14 protein-coding genes are annotated in these 20,239 nt (G+C 65.9%); 2 read left to right on the forward strand and 12 right to left on the reverse strand.

The genetic code is table 11. The features are described from left to right. Positions 1-2 precede the first annotated feature (2 nt). Both ACK3BK_RS23745 and ACK3BK_RS23750 read left to right on the forward strand, forming a co-directional pair. On the forward strand, positions 3-2,516 hold the full coding sequence (locus ACK3BK_RS23745; RefSeq protein WP_411383436.1) for a TonB-dependent siderophore receptor: 2,514 nt from the start codon (positions 3-5) through the stop codon (positions 2,514-2,516). A gap of 525 nt (positions 2,517-3,041) precedes the next feature. Then, entirely contained in the window at positions 3,042-4,424 is a 1,383-nt protein-coding gene (locus ACK3BK_RS23750) for a flavin-containing monooxygenase (RefSeq protein WP_411383437.1), read from the forward strand. Between the two features lie 31 nt (positions 4,425-4,455). Here ACK3BK_RS23750 and ACK3BK_RS23755 read toward each other — a convergent pair whose 3' ends face one another. The 12 genes from ACK3BK_RS23755 to ACK3BK_RS23810 form a co-directional block, all read right to left on the reverse strand. Beyond that, positions 4,456-4,887: a hypothetical protein gene (locus ACK3BK_RS23755; protein ID WP_411383438.1), complete on the reverse strand. Its 432-nt coding sequence runs from the start codon at positions 4,885-4,887 to the stop codon at positions 4,456-4,458. Then, a complete protein-coding gene (locus tag ACK3BK_RS23760) occupies positions 4,887-5,348 on the reverse strand; it encodes a hypothetical protein (RefSeq protein WP_411383439.1) in 462 nt (153 codons plus the stop codon). The genes ACK3BK_RS23755 and ACK3BK_RS23760 overlap by 1 nt, the downstream gene beginning before the upstream one ends. Further along, a complete protein-coding gene (locus ACK3BK_RS23765; protein WP_065863909.1) occupies positions 5,348-6,262 on the reverse strand; it encodes an NAD synthetase in 915 nt (304 codons plus the stop codon). The genes ACK3BK_RS23760 and ACK3BK_RS23765 overlap by 1 nt, the downstream gene beginning before the upstream one ends. 110 nt (positions 6,263-6,372) lie before the next feature. Continuing rightward, positions 6,373-7,296 (reverse strand): type VI secretion system-associated lipoprotein TagQ, encoded by a 924-nt coding sequence (gene tagQ, locus ACK3BK_RS23770; RefSeq protein ID WP_063541541.1) that lies wholly within the window; start codon positions 7,294-7,296, stop codon positions 6,373-6,375. 72 nt (positions 7,297-7,368) lie between these two features. Then, on the reverse strand, positions 7,369-9,147 hold the full coding sequence (locus tag ACK3BK_RS23775) for a formylglycine-generating enzyme family protein (RefSeq protein WP_411383440.1): 1,779 nt from the start codon (positions 9,145-9,147) through the stop codon (positions 7,369-7,371). After that, positions 9,140-10,348, reverse strand: coding sequence for an FtsX-like permease family protein (locus tag ACK3BK_RS23780; RefSeq protein ID WP_411383441.1), 1,209 nt, complete (start codon positions 10,346-10,348; stop codon positions 9,140-9,142). Before ACK3BK_RS23780 ends, ACK3BK_RS23775 begins: the two co-directional genes overlap by 8 nt. Further along, positions 10,348-11,052, reverse strand: coding sequence for an ATP-binding cassette domain-containing protein (locus tag ACK3BK_RS23785; protein ID WP_411383442.1), 705 nt, complete (start codon positions 11,050-11,052; stop codon positions 10,348-10,350). Before ACK3BK_RS23785 ends, ACK3BK_RS23780 begins: the two co-directional genes overlap by 1 nt. Continuing rightward, complete coding sequence (locus ACK3BK_RS23790; protein ID WP_288376515.1) at positions 11,052-14,042, reverse strand: serine/threonine-protein kinase; 2,991 nt, start codon at positions 14,040-14,042, stop codon at positions 11,052-11,054. Before ACK3BK_RS23790 ends, ACK3BK_RS23785 begins: the two co-directional genes overlap by 1 nt. Positions 14,043-14,050: 8 nt before the next feature. Continuing rightward, positions 14,051-14,770, reverse strand: coding sequence for a PP2C family protein-serine/threonine phosphatase (locus tag ACK3BK_RS23795; RefSeq protein WP_411383443.1), 720 nt, complete (start codon positions 14,768-14,770; stop codon positions 14,051-14,053). Continuing rightward, positions 14,767-15,429 (reverse strand): type VI secretion system-associated protein TagF, encoded by a 663-nt coding sequence (gene tagF, locus ACK3BK_RS23800; RefSeq protein WP_186711094.1) that lies wholly within the window; start codon positions 15,427-15,429, stop codon positions 14,767-14,769. The genes ACK3BK_RS23795 and tagF overlap by 4 nt, the downstream gene beginning before the upstream one ends. Next, positions 15,426-18,932: a type VI secretion system membrane subunit TssM gene (gene tssM, locus ACK3BK_RS23805; RefSeq protein ID WP_411383444.1), complete on the reverse strand. Its 3,507-nt coding sequence runs from the start codon at positions 18,930-18,932 to the stop codon at positions 15,426-15,428. The genes tagF and tssM overlap by 4 nt, the downstream gene beginning before the upstream one ends. Then, positions 18,929-20,236, reverse strand: a complete 1,308-nt coding sequence (locus ACK3BK_RS23810) for a DotU family type VI secretion system protein (protein ID WP_288376513.1) — start codon at positions 20,234-20,236, stop codon at positions 18,929-18,931. Before ACK3BK_RS23810 ends, tssM begins: the two co-directional genes overlap by 4 nt. Positions 20,237-20,239: the final 3 nt, after the last annotated feature.

Genomic DNA, 20,239 nt, shown 5'->3' on the forward strand with positions numbered 1-20,239 from the left:
TCATGACGTACCCGTATGCGCGCCGACTGAAACCGGTGGCCGCAGCCATTCGCCTGGGCTTTTGCAGCGTAGTCCTGACTACGCTGCCGGCGTTCGCCCATGCAGCCGAAGTCAGTGAGCTGCGCCAGTACCAGATTCCTGCCGGCAGCCTGACGGAGGCGCTCAGCGCCTTTGCATCGGCCTCGGGCAGTGCCTTCTCCTTCGATGCCGCCTTGACCGACGGCCATCGCTCGCCGGGGCTGCAAGGCCGCTACAGCGTTGCCCAGGGCTTCGCGCTGCTGCTGCAAGGCACAGGGTTGCAGGTGGTCGCGCAGAGCAATGGCAGTTATGTGCTGCGCCCGTCGCCGCGCAATGACGGCTCGCTGGAGCTGGACGCCACGACCATCTCCAGCCAGCGCCTGGACGCCACCTCCGAAGGCACCGGGGCCTACGCCGCGCGGGCGGTGACCATCGGCAAGGGCACACACACGCTGCGCGAGACACCCCAGGCGGTGACCGTGCTGACCCGCAAGTACATGGACGACCAGAACATCAACACCATCGACCAGGCGATGGAGAAAACCCCGGGTATCGCGGTGTACGAATCGCCCATGGGCGGCAAGTACTTCTATTCGCGTGGTTTCATGATGCAGGGCCAGTACCAGTACGACGGCGTGCCGCTGGATGTGGGCGGCGAGTACGTACAGGCCAACAGCTTCTCGGGCGACATGGCCTACTACGACCGGGTCGAAGTGCTCAAGGGCGCGGCGGGCATGATGAAGGGCTCGGGCAGCTCGGCGGGCGGGGTCAATTTCGTGCGCAAACGCGGCCAGAGCACGCCCACCACCAGCCTGAGCCTGTCGGCGGGCTCCTGGGACAACTACCGAAGCCAGATCGACACCGGTGGCCCGCTCAACGCTTCGGGCACGCTGCGTGGCCGGGCGGTGGTAGCGTTGCAGGATCGCCAGTACTTCTACGACCTGGGTAAACGCAAGGACCAGATCCTCTACGGCGCCCTGGACTACGACCTGACGCCGGATACCACCCTGGGCTTAGGCATCGCCTACGAGAGGCTCGACGCCCGGCCCTGCTGGCACGGCCTGCCAAGGGGGAGCGATGGCAAGGACCTGAAGCTGAGTCGCTCGACCTGCCTGGGCGCTTCGTGGAACACCTGGGACAGCCAGCGCACCACGGTGTTCGCCGACCTCAAGCACCAGTTGAACGATGAGTGGGCGTTCAAGTTCGCCGGGGCCTGGACCCACAACGACCAGGACATCAAGTACGCCCTTTCCGAGACCCCTGGCGGGGTGCCTGCAGGTGCGACCTCGGCGCCATCCTCGGTGTACTCGGGCCTGTTCGACTATGACCAGACCGACTACGGTTTCGACGCGTACCTGGATGGCAAATTCGATGCCTTCGGCCTGCAGCATGAGTTGGTGGTAGGCGCCAACGCCAGCCGCGCCCAGACCCGCGACCACTGGGCGCTGATCAACATGACCGGCCTACTCGGCGCATCGCAGGATCCGCTCAATCCCAACCCGCACATCCCCGAGCCCCGCGATGGCTTCTACGCGCCCAACGCTTACCGTGGCGGCCCCTTCCCGACCGAGACCGACACCCGGCAATTCGGCACCTACGCCACGCTTCGCCTGAAGCTGGCCGAGCCGTTGACCCTGGTGCTGGGTTCGCGCGTCAGTTGGTACCGCAACAGTCGTGACTCCTACACCCAGGCATGGGATTACTGGCAGCACGACCGCAGCCAGGAGAACGGTGAAGTGACGCCATTCGGCGCGCTCATCTACGACCTGAACGACAACTGGTCGGTCTACACCAGCTATGCCGCGATCTTCCAGCCGCAGAGCACTTACACCGACCAGGCAGGCAGCCCCTTGCAGCCCAAGACCGGCGCGAGCTACGAGCTGGGGATCAAGGGCGAACTGCTGGATGGGCGCGTGAACACCTCGTTCAACCTGTTCCGCACCATCGAGGAACATCGCGCGGAGGCCAACTACGACAGCAGCTGCCCAGGGTCTTCGGACGGCTTCTGCTACAGCGATGTGGGCAAGGTCCGGGCACAGGGCTTCGAGGCCGAAATCAGTGGCGAGGTGATCGAGCGCTTGCAGGTGCTGGCGGGCTATACCTACACCCAGACCAAGTACCTGGACAGCACCAGTGCCAATCCGCAGGAGCCGGCGTTTTCGACCACCTACTTCCCGCGCCATCTGTTCCGGGCCTCGGCGGACTACCAACTGGCGGGAGCACTGGAGCGCTGGAGCGTGGGTGCAGGGGTAACGGCGCAGAGTGATGTCGCGTTCCGGGATGGCAATATCAGGCCCGTGGCGGTGAAATCCGTCCAGCCAGGGTATGGCATCTGGAGTGGACGGATCGGCTATCGGATCGACGAGAACTGGTCGCTGGCGCTCAATGGCAACAACCTGTTCGACAAGAAGTACTACCAGAGTGTGGGGGCGGTTTCGTGGGGTAACTTCTATGGTGAGCCGCGCAACTTCACAGTGACGCTGAGAGGCAACTTCTGATGTAGGGCTTCATTCCCAAGGGCCGTGGACTAAGTGTGGGAGCGCACTTGCCCGGAGCTGTCATTTTTTTGCGTTCGGGCCGGCAGTGGCCTGCCGCCAGGCAGGCCCTGATTTTCAACAGGACAAAATTTCTGACACCGTGGCCGCTACAATCCCAAACCTTGAACCCCTTCCCCCAATGCGATATAGCTAAAAAGGCACCCATAACGAAAAGAGGCTAACCACGCCCCCATGCACGAGATCACACGTATCCGTCGGCCGCATGGCCCGCTTGCCAATCTGATCGGCAAGTCTACCGGGCCCTTCCCTGCCGCCGTTTCCAGCCTCGGCTGTTCCCCGCTCTCGACACTCTTCCACAACCTGTCGATCCCGCCCCGCGATGTCCTGCTGGCGCACAAGCGCAAGCGCCGCGTACCTCCGCCTGCCTGCTGACCCCTGAAGTTTCCGCGCTTCCACCGCCCTCGGCCCGTTACCGTTCGGGGCTGGGGAAGTCTTGCCTTTCTTCCGTGATCACAGGACTTTTTCATGACTACTCGCGTCGCCATCATCGGCGCCGGCCCTTCCGGCCTGGCGCAACTGCGTGCCTTCCAATCCGCCCACGCCAAGGGCGCGGCCATGCCCGAAATCGTCTGCTTCGAGAAGCAGGCCGACTGGGGCGGCATGTGGAACTACACCTGGCGTACAGGCCTCGACCAGCACGGCGAGCCGGTGCATGGCAGCATGTACCGCTACCTCTGGTCCAACGGCCCGAAGGAATGCCTGGAATTCGCCGACTACAGTTTCGACGAACATTTCGGCCGCCCGATTTCCTCCTATCCACCGCGCGAAGTGCTGTGGGACTACATCCAGGGCCGGGTGAAAAAGGCCGACGTGCGCCAGTACATTCGCTTCGACACCGTGGTCAAGGACGTGCGCTTCGACAACGCCAGTCGCACCTTCACCCTCACCGCCCACGACTACGCCAATGGCCAGCGCTACGAACAGGTGTTCGACTACGTGGTGGTCGCCAGCGGGCATTTCTCCACGCCGCAAGTGCCGTCATTCCCAGGCTTCGAGCGCTTCTCCGGACGTATCCTGCACGCCCATGATTTCCGTGATGCACTGGAATTCGCCGGCAAGGATGTGCTGATCATCGGCAGCAGCTACTCCGCCGAAGACATCGGCTCGCAGTGCTACAAATACGGCGCACGCTCGATCACCAGTGCCTACCGTACCCAGCCGATGGGCTACAAATGGCCAAAGGGCTGGGAAGAGCGGCCGCAGTTGCAGCGGGTCGACGGCGACCGCGCGCACTTTGCCGACGGCTCGAGCAAGCGCGTCGATGCGATCATCCTGTGCACCGGCTACCAGCACCACTTCCCGTTCCTGCCCGACGACCTGACCCTGCGCACCGGCAACCGTCTGTGGCCGCTGGGCCTGTACCAGGGCGTGGTGTGGGAGGCCAACCCGCAGCTGATGTACCTGGGGATGCAAGATCTGTGGTACAGCTTCAACCTGTTCGACGCCCAGGCCTGGTTCGTACGCGACGTGATCCTCGGCCGCATCGCCCTGCCCGACCCGGCCGCCATGCGCGCCGACAGCGAGCACTGGCGCGCCGAGGAAGAGGCCTTGCAAACCACGGCCTCGATGTACGAATTCCAGGGCAGCTACATCGCCCGCCTGATCGAGCAGACCGACTACCCACGGTTCGACATCGACGCGGTGAACCGCATCTTCCTCAAATGGAAGAACGACAAGAAGCACGACATCATGGGCTACCGCGACCGCTCGTACCGCTCGGTGATGACCGGCACCGCCTCGGTGCCACACCACACCCGCTGGATCAAGGCGCTGGACGATTCGCTTGAAGAGTACCTGCGTGAAACGGCGGAGCCTGGGGATGTGAAGGTGCTGCGACCGGAGCGTTGAGGTAGAGATTGGTGTTGACGGGCCCGGCGCATTAGCGCCGGGTTCGGGCCTGCCGTAGCTCGACGAGCCGTCTGCGCATCTCCCTGTGCCGCTCGCTGTTGAACACCAGCAGCGCCAGCAGAGGCAAGAGCAGGATGGCAGCCAACAACATGAAATGCAGGCAGTTGCCCAACAAGCTCAGGGCGATCAGCAGCGCCATCAGCGGTACTGGCAAAACGGCCCACATTGCCCATCCATACCCACGAATCATCGCCAAGTGCCCCAGGCACAGCAGCGCCGCCAGTGCTGTACTCGAAACTATCGTGTAGACGGGATTATCCGGATGGCTGCGCCAATGCTCGTCGATCCACATGGCAAGAACCAATGCCACCGACAGCACACAGGTGAAAAAGCCCAGCAGGAACGTCGGGAAGTAACGACGCATGAACGCATGGAATTCAAGATGGCGTTGATACTCGCCCATCATCGAGACCGTCGAACTTTGAGGCGCTGGGCTTTTGAAGCTCTATCGGCTTGACGCTTGTGTCGATACTCGGCAAGTAGCACGCGCATCGCTCTGTAGCGCTTGCTGTTGAGTACCAGCAATGCCAGCAGCGCGACGACTATGATGCTCAGGAAGATCCCCATGTGCGGCCTGAAACCGTAGGTCGGCAACAGGAAAATCACGGAGCCGATACAAAGGGCGGCGACCATCCATACCCCCCAGTCACGACCTCGCACTACGGCGGCATGCGCGGTGACCAGCGTCACCACCAGCACACCAAGGCTGAGCGGATAGTTGATCTCCCGGCTGCAGTCACGGCAATAGGTACTCCACACCAGAGAGAACGTCCCGGCCAAGGCGTACAGCGAGAGAAAATACCCCGCCAGGAACACCATGAAGTAGCGATCGAGAAACTTCTGAAGGTCAGGGTGCCGACTCATTACTCGAACTCCTCATAGAGCCCCAGAGCGATGCTCTTGGTCTTGTCCTGCACCGTCCCGCTGCCGACAAAACCGATGGAAGCGCCAAGCGAATCCTTGATCAGTGTTTGAGTGGCGTGCTTGATCTGCGTGGGCGTGTGACGCTTGATCAGCTCGCCCGTGCTCTGTTGCAGCTTGAGTTGCTTCGCGGTGAGCGAAGGATGCTTGATCGACAGCAACTCGCGGGTGAGAGCGCTACGCTGCTGACGGCTCAATGAACGGGTCAGGTCGAGCCAGTTGGCGCCCGTGGCCGCCTTGCGCACCTGCAGGAAGCGTACAGTCGTGAGGGCCGAGCTACCGACGCCAAGCAGCGATATACCGTCGAGCAACGGTGTGGCCGCCCTGTACCAGGCCTCCTGATCCATCGCATCATTGGCTGACGGGTCGTTGACCTCGTTGACCGTTCTGACAACACCGATAACGCACTGTGCGGTACTGGCGGTTGCTGCTGCATATCCGGCAGCGGTAAGCGCGAGGCTCACACCGCCGGAGAAGGGGACGGCGATAGTGCCGCTGAACATGACGACCCAACCCAGGATCGCACCAGCGCAGGAGAGCGTGGTGCCTACCGCCTCCTTGACCACGCGCGACTCACGCGGGTTGGTCTGCAACTGGTTCATGAATTGCTGGGGCGCAATGTAGCGAGGCGCCTCGCGCAGGATGATGCGCTTGGGCTTGATACTGCAGATCGGCTGAAACTCGCGCAGCACGATCACGTTGTAGTCGGCATCGATATACACGACACCCGCACCGACGATGCCAGGGTCGGCATCGATCGCCTTGAACAGCTTCTGCTGGTCGATACGCCCCTGCAGGCGCTGCTGCGCCAGAAACTGCGAGGTGTTGGCCAATTCGTTGACCAGAAGGTCTTTCATGAATACGTGTCCTTACTCAGCTACAGGCTGGCCTGTCCACAGCACAAAGCCGCTCCCTACCGAAGCGGCCTTGCGTCGCGAAAGGGGCGCGATGCACCCCTGCAATCCCATCAAACGTTCGGGCAAGGCACCGGTGCCCAGTCACCCATGTCCGGGTTGCGGCACATGCTGTTGACCTGATCCACGCCCGCCTTGGCCACTTGCTGGGCCTCGGCCTTCTTGCCGGTGGCGTTCTGCAGGGTCTTCTCGGTAGCGACTGCTTCAGTCGGCACTTTGGTGTTGGTCTTGCCCGCAGCCTGGCCCTTCTTGGTGCCAGACTTGCTGGTCGCTTTCGGTGGCTGGACCACGGCCACCACTTCCGAACGCTGCACGCCCACCTGCTTGAGGTCCTGCTCGTAGGCCTGGGTGTAGTTGTTCAGGTTCTCACCCAGACGACCGTTGACGGTGCCGAGCAGCTGGTTCGACTCGTTCAGGCCGGCAACGATCTCGGCCAGGCGCTTGCGGCCTTCGGTGTCGTTGATGCGGTTGGCCTTGCGGTTCTGGATCAGGCTGGCGAATTCACGCTGGTAGCAAGCCTGGGACGCCTTGGCGTATTGGGTGGTGCGGTCCAAGTCGGCGGCGCTCTTGTCGATGTCGGCGGCGTAGGAAGCGATGCGCTGCTTATCGTCGCTGATCTGCTTCTGGCGCTCGGTGTAGTAGCCCGCCGCGCCGCCGACCAGGGCGCCGCCAGCAGCGCCGATGGCGGCGTTGCGACCACGGTTGTCACCGTCCACCAGTGCGCCGGTCAGGGCACCGCCTACCGCGCCGAGCAGTGCGCCGGTGGCGACCGAGCGAGTCATGTCGCCGTCAGTGGAACGCAGGTGCTGCACCGGCTCGTAGCAGTTGGGGTAGTACTCCACCTTGGTCGTTGCACCGATCTTGGAAACCGGCGAACCGGCGCAGCCGGTCAGCAGGACGCTGCTGAAACCGGCAGCCAGCAGCAGAGCGGCACGGGCCTTGGAAGCGGTGATCAGGGAGGTGCGATTCAAGCGCATGGTCGGGTTCTCTCTCGGGTTGTGCTGATCCGGCCTGCTTCATGCGGGCCGGGGTCTTTTTTCAGGGTTTCTTCAAGGTCGCGGAGCAGCCGATGCCAGCAGCTCCTTGAGGATCGTCGCCGGGTCGGCCCGCCGGTTCTGGCGGTACTCCCCGACGTGGCGGACGAACAGGGTGGCGCGGGTCTCCAGGCTCTTGCCCAGCACCGGCTTGCGCTCAAGCTCTTGCTTGACCCGCTGGAACTGCGCCTGGATCACCGCATCGGTGTAGCGCGTGCCGCTGGCCAGGTTGTCGATGTAGATCGCCAGCGCGCCGTCCAGCGCGCTGCGGCCGTTGGCGATGGCGGCGCCATACAGGCTGGCGCTGGCCTGGTCGCCGGAGGCCTGGGCCTTGGCCTGGGTGTTCTGCAGGTTGGTCAGGCGGATGTTGTAGTTGTTGATGGTCTCGGCCACGAGGGCCGCCGACTGGATCAGGTTGCCGGCCGCTTCTTCGCGCTGGCGGGCGATCAGCGAGACATTGCGCTTGAGCTCCTCGTTGACCAGACCCAACTCGGCCTGCAGGCGCGGGTCGCTGGCGCCGGCGATGATGCCGTCCAGGCGCGTGGTCGGGTCATCGGCGGCATTGATGTCGTCGGTGAGGCCGGCCAGGCGCCCCTCTTTCTGCCATTGCTCGAACAGCTCCTGGTAGCGCGAACGCGGCGCGGAAAGCGCGCCGATGGCGAGGCGAAAACCGGTGGTCTCGTTGCGCTGCTCAGTGCCGTCGGCACCGAACAGCGGATACTCGCGACGCATGCCGGTGAACAGCGTGGTCTCGCCTTCCAGGTAGTTGCCGCCCTTGACCACGAAGCCGCCGTAGGCGCCCTGACGGCGACCAGCGTGCACCAGCTGGAAGGATTCCTGGACCATTTCGGCGGCATTGCCGATCACATCGAACAGCCCGAGCGGGTTAGGTTGCTTGGTCCCGATCGGCATCAGTCGCGCAGCCTGTCCGGTGCCACCGGCAACCTGGTTGAACACCGCCCAGTCGGCCAACGGCCCGTCACTGTCGCTGCCTTCGACCTTGCGCGGGAACAGCCGCCCATCGAGCTCCTGGCGGCTGACCGCCGAACCGCCGCGGGCGGCGAACTCCCATTCCACTTCGGTGGGCAAGCGCACGAAACCGATCCCGCCATCTTCGGCCTTGCTGCCCCGGCCACTGACCGGCAGCAACTCGCGGTGATGCTTCATCAACCAGGCGCTGTACACCGCGGCGAAACGCTCGGCCTCGAACCGCGACAGCTTGACCTTGGGCAGGCGACCGGCGGCCTCGGTGACCGGTTCGCAGGCGGGCTCCGCCTCGCCGCTGGCCAGCGACTGAGCCTGGGCCATGACCTGCGCATACTGGCGCGCAGTCACCTCGTACTTGCCGATAAAATACATCATCGGCTTGAGCGGACTGCCCGCCTCGACCTTGGGCAGGCTGGCGCCGACCTGCTTCTGCCAGGCGGAGGACAGGTCCTGCAGGCTGAACTGGCCATTGATGAAGTCGCGGCGATACCCGGAGATGAACGACTGCTTGTAACCCGCCTCGCCTTCGCTGAAGGGATAGCCCAGGTTGACCTCACGGTCGTCGAGGCTGCCTTGCGCCAGCACGTAGACATGCCGGAAGACAATCTCGCCGCCACAGGGCAGCGGCAAGCTGACGTCGTCGGCCAGGGGCTTGGGGTTGTCCAGCTTGCTGGTGGCGGCAGGGTCGGGCTTGGCGGTGTTGACCGCGGAGGCCTGGGGCTTGTCCCCGCCATCAGCTGGAGAACAGGCCACAAGACCCAGTGTGGTGACGATCAAGGCCGCTACCTTGAGGCGAAGTTCAGACATCACGAATTCCTTGCGAGGCGTCGATCCGCGCCACCCGCCAGCCGCCCAGGGCGGCGGCAGCGGTGCTGGCCGACAACACGGCGAGCAGCGCGACGAGATAGTGCATGGGCAGCAGGTGAGCGGCGTACTCGCCGGGCACCTGCATGAACAGTCGGTTCAGGCCGTGCTCGGCCAGGGCATACAACAGAGCCGCCAGCCCGGCGGCGAGCAGGCCGCTGTACAGCGCCTGCAACACCACGAACAACAGCAGCGCGGCGGTGCCGAAGCCCAGCAGGCGCAACACCGCCAGCTCGCGCTGCTTGCGCTCGACCGCCGCCACAGCACCTGCGGCAACCGCCGCAACCGCCCCGGCCACGGCCAACGCGGCGATGATCCAGAACACCAGGTCGAGGTTGCGCCCGAGCGACTGCACCTGGGCGATCTGCGCCGCCTGGGTCGAGACCAGCAACTGACGTTCGGCGAAGAACTGGCGCAGCGGCTCGACGTCCTCGAGCGTGCGGGCATACAGGCGAAACGCCGGGTAGACCCGCGCCGCGTTACCGGCCGGCAGCTCGCCCGCCCAATCCAGCGCCGGTACCGCACGCCCGTCGCGGTAGTCCTCGGCGGCCTCCAGCAAGGCCAACGGTGCGAACAAGGCATCGCGCTCGAACGCTGCCAGCGGCAGCACGGCACGCACGTGCAACGAGGTCTGGCGCCACTGCACCTCGCCCGCACGCTGGCGATTGAAACTGGCCTGCAAGCGATCGCCAGGATGGGCGCCGAGCTTTTCCGCCGCGGTGAAACTCAGCACTACGTCGCGCAAGTCGGCTGCATCGGGGGCCACGGCGCCGTCGAGCAACGGATCGCCGGGCGCGGTCGGCAGCATCTCGACCGTCACTCCACGCCCTTGTGCAGGCAGCAACAGCTCGGCGGTGGCAGCGATCTGGCGGGTGCGCGGGATGGCGAAGGCGACATCCGGGCGCGCCGCGAGCCCGGTAATGAAATCGGCAGTGAAACGTCCACCGCCCAAGGGTATGACCTCACGCACGCCCGGGTCGCGCTGCAGGCGTTCGGTCAGGCTGCCGATCAGGCCGAACTTCAGGCCGAACAGCACCAGCAGCGGCGCAATCACCGCCACCAGCGCCAGCACCGCGCAGGCCGACAGCCGCGCGTCGGTGCGGTAGTCCAGCCAGGCCAGCCCGGCGATCAGCAGCGGGCGCATCAGGCAGCCTGCCCCAAGGTCGCGATGACGCCGCCGTCGGCATCGCGCCGACAGTGCATGCGCAGCACCCGCAGCCCGGCGTCGCGGGCCAGGGTCTCGTCGTGGGTGGCGATGATGCAGGTCACCCGATGCGCCTCGGCCTGGCGCAACAGCAACTGCATCACCCTCTCGGCATTGACCGGATCGAGCGCTGCGGTCGGTTCGTCCGCCAGCAACAGCGCTGGCGCATGGGCCAGGGCGCGGGCACAACTGACCCGCTGGCGCTGGCCCAGCGAAAGCGCCGCCGGACGCTTGTCCAACTGGTCGCTCACATCCAGCGCGGCCGCCAGGCGTTCGACGCCACCGTCGTCGGCCAGCCCCAGCAACTGACGCGGCAGGCGGATATTGCCGCGCACATCGAGAAAGCCCAGCAGCCCGCCCGCTTGCAGCACATAACCCAGGTGCCGACTGCGCAAGGCGGCCAGCCGGTCGAGCCGACGACCACGCCACAGCCCGGCGACATCCTGCACGATGCCTTCAAGTTCCAGGGTGAAGGCGTCCGCCGCATCCGGCGCCAGCACCAATGCCAGCAGGTCGAGCAGGGTGCTCTTGCCGCAGCCGCTGGGGCCGACCAGCGCCACACGCTCACCGGCGCCCAGGCGCAGATCGCCGATCTCCAGGCGGTAGCGCCCGCGCGTCTTGTGCACCCCTTGCAGGCTGATCATCAAGGCAGCGTCGAGAGCGGGACACGGTACAGGGCGTCGCCCGGTTCGGCGTTGCCGAAACGCACCCAGTTGGCCATGTCGTTGTGGAAGGTTTCGTAGAGGCGAATCTTCGAGTCGAGCTCGTCGATGAAATCCTCCTGCTCGGCGACCGACAGCGACAGCCACAGGTCCTGGGTCATGCTCAGCGACTTGCTGCGATACGGCAGGCCTTCGAGGTACTCACCGAGTACGCCGCCCTGGGCAAGGTTGGCGCCCTTGCTCAGCGCGCCGGGGTCGCGGCTCATGTAGGCACTGGCGCTGGCGATTTCATTGAAGAAGTCGCCCGGCGAGCTGCGCGTCTTGCGCGCCGCATCGACGATCAGCTTGAGCGACTGCTGCAGGTCGTTGAGCTGCAGCTTGGTCAGCATCACGCACACCTGCAAGGTCGGCAGCGCCGGGTTGGTGAGGTCACGGTCTGCGGTCCAGGCACTCACCAGTTGCGGCGCCTGGCTGGCGCTGCGACGGCCGAGAAAGTCCATGTGCATGGCGTAGCCCACGGCCTGGGTCTTGGCGGCGAGGCTGGAACCGGAGGCGAGCAACGGCACGGCCTGCGGCTGTTGGTTGCGCACCTGGTGCACCAGCTCGGCGAAGGTCGAGCCGATCTCCTGCACGCGCTCGCCAAAGGCGTTCACATCGCCCCCCGGCACACCCACGTAGAGGTCGCCGATACGCGGGTTGCTGTCGGCGGTGAGCACGCGGTACTGCTGCTCGGCCGAGCCGTGGTTCTTCACCCCGGCAGGGGTGCGCAGGTGCAGGGCGTAGATCTTGATCTGCTTGCTCAGCGCCGCCTGACGCACCTCGGCTTCGTTCATCCGCGTGCTGCTCTCGGGGTCGCTCTTGCGCAAGGCGCCAGCATCGCTGACCAGCAGCACGATGCGTCCGCCGTAGCCGGACCAGTCCATGCCCTCGACCGCCTGCATGACCCCGGCGAAGGCATCTTCGTTGAACGAATGGCTGGACACGGTGGTGGCCTTGACCTGCGATGCGGCCTTGAGAAAGCGCGCAGGGTCGCGGCCTTCATCGAGGCTGACCAGGGTCTTGCTCAAGTAGTCCAGGCCCGGCGTGCGCTTGACGCTGTTGCGAAAGCCCACCAGGCCAAAGCTGACGCTGTCCAGCTCACCGCGTGCCGCCAGTTGCTGCTGCAACTCGCTGACCACCTGGCGCACCCGGTCGATGTAGGGCTGCATCGACACCGAGGTGTCCACCACCAGCACGATGCCGGTGCGGAAGCTGTTGTCGCCGGCGCTGGCAACACCTGCGGCCTGCGGCGCGCTGCCAGCCGCACTGCTCCCGGGATCGATCGATGCGATATTGAGCAGTTGCACCGGCTGACCGTCGGCGTCGAAGCTCTCGCGGTAGTCGAAGATCGGCATCAGGTAGAACTGGTCCTGCGGCACCGCGTTGGCCGCAGGCTCCAGCGCCAGCACACGCGGCACTTCGGCCGGATCGTTTTGCGCCTTGAGCAGTTGCGCGCGGGCCTGGGTACTGTCGTCGAGCAACTGCTGCACATCGTCGGGCTCACGCATGAACATCACCGGCGCGCGGCCGGAGCGTTCGGTGAACTTGAGCACCAGGCTCTGCTTCCAGTCGCTGGTCTGCTCTGCAGGCAGCCAGCCTTCGCGCAGGCCATCGCTGGCAGCGCCGACCTGGATCCAGGCTTTGCCGTCGATATCCTTGCGCTGATAAACGTAGAGCACCGAGAAGGCCGGCAGGCTATCGCCGGCAGCGCCACCAGGGCTATCGGCCAGGCGCGCGCCGGGCTTGGTCAGCACGCGCTGGAACAGGGTCTTCTTGCCCGCCATGAGCAGCGGCCGCTGATCGTTCTGCGCCGCGCTGGCGACGGGAGGCGGCGCGCTGGGCTGGACGGGTGTCTGTGCCACCGGTGTGGCGACGGCGGGCTTGTCGTGACCGGCGAACAACCAGTAACCGCCCGCTGCCAGGCCCAATGCCGCTGCGATGGCCACCGCCAACAGCGCCACCGCGGGCTTTTTCTTTGGCGCAACAACAGGCGCCGGGCGGCTCTGCTGTGGCTCACGCCGGGCTGGCTCGGGCTGGGCAGCCGCCTGGGGAATCTCGATGGACACTGGCGTCAACCCTGCCAGTTCGGGGGCCGCCTGGGGCACGACCAGTGGCCTGATCACCGTGCTATGGCAGTCTTCTTCCGGAAGGCGGTCCAGTGCCGCCAGCAAGGCGGCGGCATCGGCGAAGCGTTCGTTCGGGTCCTTGGCCAGTAACCCGCGCAGGATTTCCTGATAACGCCCATGCTCGATGGGCAGCTCCGGCAGCGGCTCGGTCAGGTGCGCCAGCGCCGTGGACAGCGCATCGGTGCCGCTGTAGGGCAGCTTGCCGACGAGGATCTCGTAGAGCACCACCCCCAAGGCATAAAGGTCGGCGCGCCCGTCGATCTCAAGCCCGCGGGCCTGCTCCGGGCTCATGTAGCTGGGCGTCCCCACCGCGAAACCCGCCTGGGTGAACTGGGTGTGATCGTCCAGGGACTTGGCGATGCCGAAGTCCGACAGCACGGCGTTGCCATCGGCCCGGAACAGGATGTTGGCCGGCTTCACGTCGCGGTGCACCAGGCCCTGGGCATGGGCATAGCCCAGCGCCTGGGCCATCTGGCGCACATAGATCAACCCTTGCTCCGGCGTCAGCCCGGCGGCGATGCGCTCCTTGAGCGTGCCGCTGGGCAGGTACTCCATGGCCATGTAGTACAGCTCGCCGACATTGCCGATGTCGTGGATGGTGGCAATGTGCGGATGGGCCAGGCGTGCAAGGGTGCGGCCTTCGCGCAGGAAGCGCTCGCAGAAGGTCGGATCGGCCGCCAGGCTCGCGGCCATCACCTTGAGTGCCACCTTGCGCTGCAGCGAGCGCTGGGTGGCCAGGTAGACGCTGGCCATGGCGCCTTGGCCAATCTCGCCGTCGATGTCGAATCCGGGGATCTGCATGTCCATGATGTTCTTCAATTGGCCTTCACCACCACGGCGGTGATGTTGTCGGGCGCGCCTCGGGTCAGGCCCAGGTGGACCAGGCTGCGCACTATCTGGTAGGGGTCGGCATGGCTGAGCACCTCGCCGATCTCGAGGTCTTCGGCGGTCTTGGTCAGGCCATCGCTGCACAGCAGGTAGGTGTCGCCAGGGCGCACCTGCAGGGCCACGGCCTGCAGCTCCAGGTGATCTTCGACACCGATGGCGCGGGTCACGATGTTGCCGCGCGGATGCACCCGGGCCTCGGCCTCGCTGAGCAGGCCGCTGTCCTGCAGTTCCTGGACGTAGCTGTGATCGTGGGACAGACGCTCGATGCGCCCGCCGCGCAGGCGATACAGACGGCTGTCACCGGCCCACAGGCCGATGGCCTGGTCGCCGCGCGCCGCCAGCACCACCACGGTGCTGCCCATCATCGCTACGCCACGGCGTGCGGTTTCCTCGCGGACCTTGAAGTTGACCCACGCCAGGCCGTCACGCACTTCGTCGGCGAACTCCGCCAGCGAGTCGAGCATCGGCAGGCGGCGCAGGCTGTCCACCGCCAGGCTGCTGACATAGTCGCCCGCCGCATGGCCACCCATGCCGTCGGCCACTGCCCAAAGGCCCGCCCAGGTCAGGTCCAGGCAGGCGTCCTCGTTGATCTTGCGCACCATGCCGACATGGCTGTAGCTGGCCGCGCTGTACTGCAGGTCGGTCATGCGCGTGCGGCCTCGCTACCCAGAAGAAACCCGGCGAAATCCTCGCTGCGCGGCAGGCCCGGATAGCGCATCAGGCCCGGTGCGATCCGCTCCGAACCCCTGCCCCACCACAGGCTCATGCCCTCGCAGGCGCACTCGGCCAACGCGCGTTCTCGCCCCTCAGGCGTGGTCGCGGCCAGACGTTGCAACCCACCCACCGCAGGCCCACTCGCTATCCCCTGTGGCAGCGGGGTGGTGCCCCGATAGGGCTGCACGGCATGCTCGAACGCTTCGAACTGCGCACCTTCCTCCAGCGTGCCGAGCAAGGCCGCTTCGACCTGTTCGAACCATTCATCCGCACCCACCACCGCAACCGCCACCGAAACCTGCGGCTCCAGCGCCTGCGCCACGGTCAGCGGAAAATACCGCCCGACCCGATCGATGCTCGGCATCACCACCCCGATCATCGCCTGCGGCCCACACACACCCGCTGCCAGGGCAAAGCGCCACAGCGGGCTGACCAGGTAGGCCTGCAGCCACTGCTCACCCAGTTGCCGCTGGCTGGCCTGGATACCTGCGGCCAGCCACTGGTCCCAGGGCTGGATGAAGCTCTGTGGCAGATCGCGGCTGACGAAGTCACCGCGGCAGGCCATCTTTCCGTAGAAACCAACGTCGTTCACAGGCGCTCCGGCAGGCTGAAACCGCTGACCACTCGGCTGCGGAACGGGTTGAAGGCGCTGCTGGCACGCAGCTCGTAGGACACGCTGGCACCCTCGACCCGCAGGCGCAGACTGAAGCGCTCGGGTGAGGTGCCGGCAATCAGGTCGGACTGGTCGAGCAGGCGGAACCACGCCCACGGCCCTTCCAGCGTCAGCCCCGAACGGCCACTGGCCGAAGGGGGCGAGATCGACAGGCGTACCACGCCGATGCTGTTCGGGTTCGGCCACTGCAACGACACCGGACGGCTCGGGCCGTGGTCATAGCTGACCTGTTGGCCATCGAGGTCGAGCATGAACTGGGTGATCGACGCATCCATCGCCACCGGCTTGAGCTCGAAACGCACGCCTGGCGTCAGGCCGCTGCTGTTGCGGAAGAAGGCATCGCGGATGGTCGCGGCGCGCTGGAAGGTGTTGAGCACACCGGCATTGATCCCCAGCTTCTGCGCCGCCCCTGGCTGCCAGCTCCACGGCGACGTGGAGGTGTTGACGTAAGGCTGCAGGTATTTGCGGAAGTAGTTGTCCATCACCCCGCCAACACCGAAGAACTGGCCGAAGTCTTCCAGGGTCGCATCGCGCGGGCTGCCGGCCGTCAGCGGGTAGCGACCGCTGAGGGACTGGCGGTAGACGTTGACCACCTCGCTGGTCCAGGCGGCATTGAGCTGGTTGCGTACGCCACCCATGACGATGGCGTTGGTCGAGCCGACCACCGAGCCGACCAGGTTCCGCACCACTTTCGGCTGCCGCGCGGCGCCGAGCGAAACCCTCTGCGAGGCAGCCTGAGCCTGGTTCTTGGCCTCGCCCAGCAGGGCTTCGCCACTGGCGCCGACCATCGCACTGACCTGTACGTACAGGGCGTTGAGATCGGCGAGCAGGCCATCGATCGAGCTTGGCTGGCCTTCGCCACCTTCGACCAGCTCGGCCAGTTCGGCGAAGTGTGCGGTCACGGGGTCCACCTCACGCGCACCTTGCTCGGTGCCCGGGATCGGCATGTCGCCGAGCAGACCGCCGAGGCGCTGGCGCAGTTGATCGACACCGGCCTGTTCGACCTTGGCCTGGGCCTTGTCGAGCGTGGTGGGCTGCTGCAGGTCGGTTTCCTTGGCCACCGCCTGCAACAGTTTCTTCATCGGCGAGGTAGGGCCGGACAACACCCGCAGCACGTCGGCGGCCTGCCCGACACTGGTGATCGGCACGAAGTCCAGGTCGGCCAACAGCGCGTCCCAGTGGCGGATGTAGTCCTGGTAGTAGAGCTGGCGCACATCGTCGGCCAGGCGCTTGGCATCGCTGGCCTCGCTCAGCTCGCGACCGAGCACCCAGCGCTCCTCGGCGAGGGTTTCGCTGTGGGCGACGCTGGCGGCGAGAAACGCCTTGCGATAACCCTCGACAGTGAAGATGCCCGGCAGCGGCTCGGTCAGCGGCTTGCCGCTCTTGCGCTGGAACACCAGCGCGGCATCGCGCCCGGCGGCGTCGCTGATGCGAAAATCGCTGACGCCGGCCGGCAGCTTCTGCCGCTTGACCCGGTCATACACACGTTGCGCCACCGGCAACTGCTGCAACTGGCGGCGGGTGTCGTCGATCAGGCGTTGGTCGAGGCGCGCATTCGGCGGGCGCTTGTCGAACAGCGCCGCCAGGTGCTGTTCAAGTGCCTGGCGCTGCTCGGGAGCCAGGTCGCGCGGCAGATGGCGCTCCCAGTCGAGACTGATCCATGCCTTGAGGAAGTCAGCGTCGTAATGCTCGCCGTCGGCCAGCATCAGATAGGCCTTGAGGCCTTCGTACAGATAGTCGGAAGGACCGCCGGCGTACAGTTGCTCCTCGATGCGGGTGACCAGCCGCGGGGCGAAGATCGCGATCAACAGCTTGCGATAGACGCTGGTGGATTCGGTCTCCAGCATGTCGCCCTGGTACAACCCGAGCCCCTCGGCCCAGGCCGGCGGATCGTCCGCCAGACGGCGCACGGCGTTGAGCAGCGGCAGCACTTCGATCACCTCGCGCTGCGCCGGGCTCAGCTCCTGCACGCTCTTGCCCAGCGGCTTGAGGCGGCTGTCGACTTCGGCGATGTACTGCTGGTTGGCGCGGTAGCTGAGGGTCCACAGGGTGCCGACGACCAGCACCAGAGCCACGCTCAGCGCCAGGGCACCTCGGGTGATCCACTTGCGGCGCTGCTCGACCTTGGGGTTGCTGCCCACCAGCCCACGCTCGGCGAAGGCCACGGCGCTGAACAGCTTCTCGATGAAGTAGCTGCGTCCGGTGCCGGTCTGGCGCGCCAGGTGCGCGCGGTCCAGGCCCATGCTCTGCGCCATGCTGCCGATCAGGCGATCGATGGGGCTGCCTTCCTGGGTGCCGCTGGTGAAGTACACCCCGCGCAGCAGCGCCCGCGCCTCGAAGGCGTTGGGTTTGAACACACCGTCGAGGAAGGTCTTGAGATTGCCGCGCAGTGCCGCAAATTGCTGGACGAAGCCATAGATCAGGTCGCGCCGCGCCGGGTCGCGCTCCTGCTGCAGGCGCTCGACCAGACGCTGGTTGAGGCGTTGTTCGAGCAGGCCGAACTCCTGGTCGAAGCCGGCCAGTGGGCCGTCGCCCTGCTGCCCGTCATCCAGCGCGAAGGTCATGCCCCACACCTGGGCGCGCTCGTCCTTGCTCAGGTTGTCGAAGTACTCCATGAAGCCCGGCACCAGGTCGAGCTTGGTGAGCATCAGGTAGATCGGGAAACGCACGCCGAGCTGGCTGTACAGCTCCTGGATCCGGGTGCGGATCGCCGCTGCATGGGCGGCGCGCTCGGCGTCGCTGCCCAGCAGCAGATCGGACAGGCTGATGGCGATGAACGCCCCGTCGATGGGGCGGCGCGAGCGCTGGGTCTTGAGCAGGTCGAGAAAGCCCAGCCAGGCGGCCTTGTCCACCTGCGCATGGCTGTCCTGGGTGGTGTAGCGTCCGGCGGTATCGAGCAGCACCGCCTGGTCGGTGAACCACCAGTCGCAGTTGCGCGTGCCACCGACACCACGGATGGCGCCCTCGCCCAACTGTGCCGCCAGCGGGAAATGCAGCCCCGAGTTGACCAGCGCGGTGGTCTTGCCGGAGCCCGGCGGGCCGATGATCACGTACCACGGCAGCTCGTAGAGGTTGCGGCGCTCGTCACCGCCCAGGCGCGCTTTCTTCAGCAGCACCAGGGCCTCGTCCATGCGCTGGCGCAGGGTCGCCAGCTCTTCGGCGGTGGCCAGGCTCGCAGGATCCGGCGCGGTTTCGGCGGCCAGGCTCTCCATCACTTTGGCGGCCTGGCGACGCGCCTGGACGATGCGCCAGGTACGGTAAGCGATCCACACCGCGAACAGCAGGACGATCAGGATCCAGCGCGGGGTGGGCGGCGCCAGTACGTCCAACAGCGGCCCGATGAACCAGATGATCAGGCTGAGGGCGATCAGCCCCAGCACCGGGATCACCCAGCGAATGACAAAACTGAAAAACGCCTTCACTCGACGCCCTCCGCCAGAACGGTGATTTCGACCCGGCGATTCTTCGCCCGGCCTTGTGCGGTGTCGTTGGAGGCCAGCGGCTCGGTGTCGCTCAGGCCTTGCGCGCTGAAGCGCTGCGGCTGCCCGGTGCGCGCGGCGAGCATTGCCTTGACCTCTTCGGCGCGAGCCTGGGACAGCGCCCAGTTGGAGGGGAAGCGGATCGTGGCGATGCGCTGGTTATCGCTGTGGCCGGTGACGCGCACGTTGCCCTTCACCTTGGAAATCGCCTCGGCGATACGCAGCATCAGCGGCTCGAAATCGCCCTTGATACTGGCGCTGGCAGACGCGAACAGTTCATCGCCACGAATGGTCACCACCGAGCGATCGACCGCATCCTCCACCGCGACCCGACCCGCCTTGATGTCCTCGGCAAGGAAACCTGCCAGGCGCGGGCGCTCGACCGGCTTGGGCTGCACCACCGGGCGGTCCATGGCCTGCACCGGGATTTCACCCAGGGCATGGATGCCGCGGAACACAGGCTCGGCGTCGGCGGCAAGTTTCAGGCGCAGGCCGAACAGCAACAACAGCAGCAAGGCCAGGGCCACCGCGAGCCCTACCCAGGGCGGCACGAACTGGGTCAGACGATCGCGGCTGACCGAAACGCCGCGCCAGTGCGGTGACAATTCACGCTCGATTTCGCCGCGCGCGCTGCGCAAGGCCGCGGCGGTACGCTCGCGCAGTGCCTCGAGCTGTGCTCGGCCACCGTTCATCACCCGGTAGCGGCCCTCGAAACCGAGGCTGGTGCACAGGTACAGCAACTCCAGCAGGTTCAGGCGTTCGCGCGGGCTCTGCAGGCAATGTTCGAGCAACTGGAAGACCTTCTCGCCGCCCCAGGCTTCGTTGTGCACGGTGATCAAGAGGCTTTGCTTGCCCCAGTCGCTGCTGCTGCCCCAGGGGGTGCTGAGCACGGCCTCATCGAGCGCGGTGCACAGGGCATAGCGCGCCAGCAGCACCTCGTTGCGCGGCACACCGCTGGCTTCGGCGCGCTCTTCGAACTGGCGCAGGTAGGCGAGCAGTTGCGCACGCAGGCTCGCCGGGGCTGGATGGGCGATGGTATTGCGCAAGCGCGTGAGCAACGCCAGCAGCGGCCCGGCCGCCTGCTCCAGCGGATTGAGGCCCTCGCCCTGGCCTGGTGCCAGCGGCTCGGCGGGTACGTTCAGCGGCGTTGGCGCGGCCTGGGGCGTCGCCGTCGGCTGCGGGCCTCGTCCGCCCGGGCGAGGCATGAACTGGGTGCGGTCGTTGGCCTGCGGATCGTCGTGCTGCATCGC

The sequence above is a fragment of the Pseudomonas sp. L7 genome (genome assembly GCF_046605565.1).
Lineage (GTDB): Bacteria > Pseudomonadota > Gammaproteobacteria > Pseudomonadales > Pseudomonadaceae > Aquipseudomonas > Aquipseudomonas wayambapalatensis.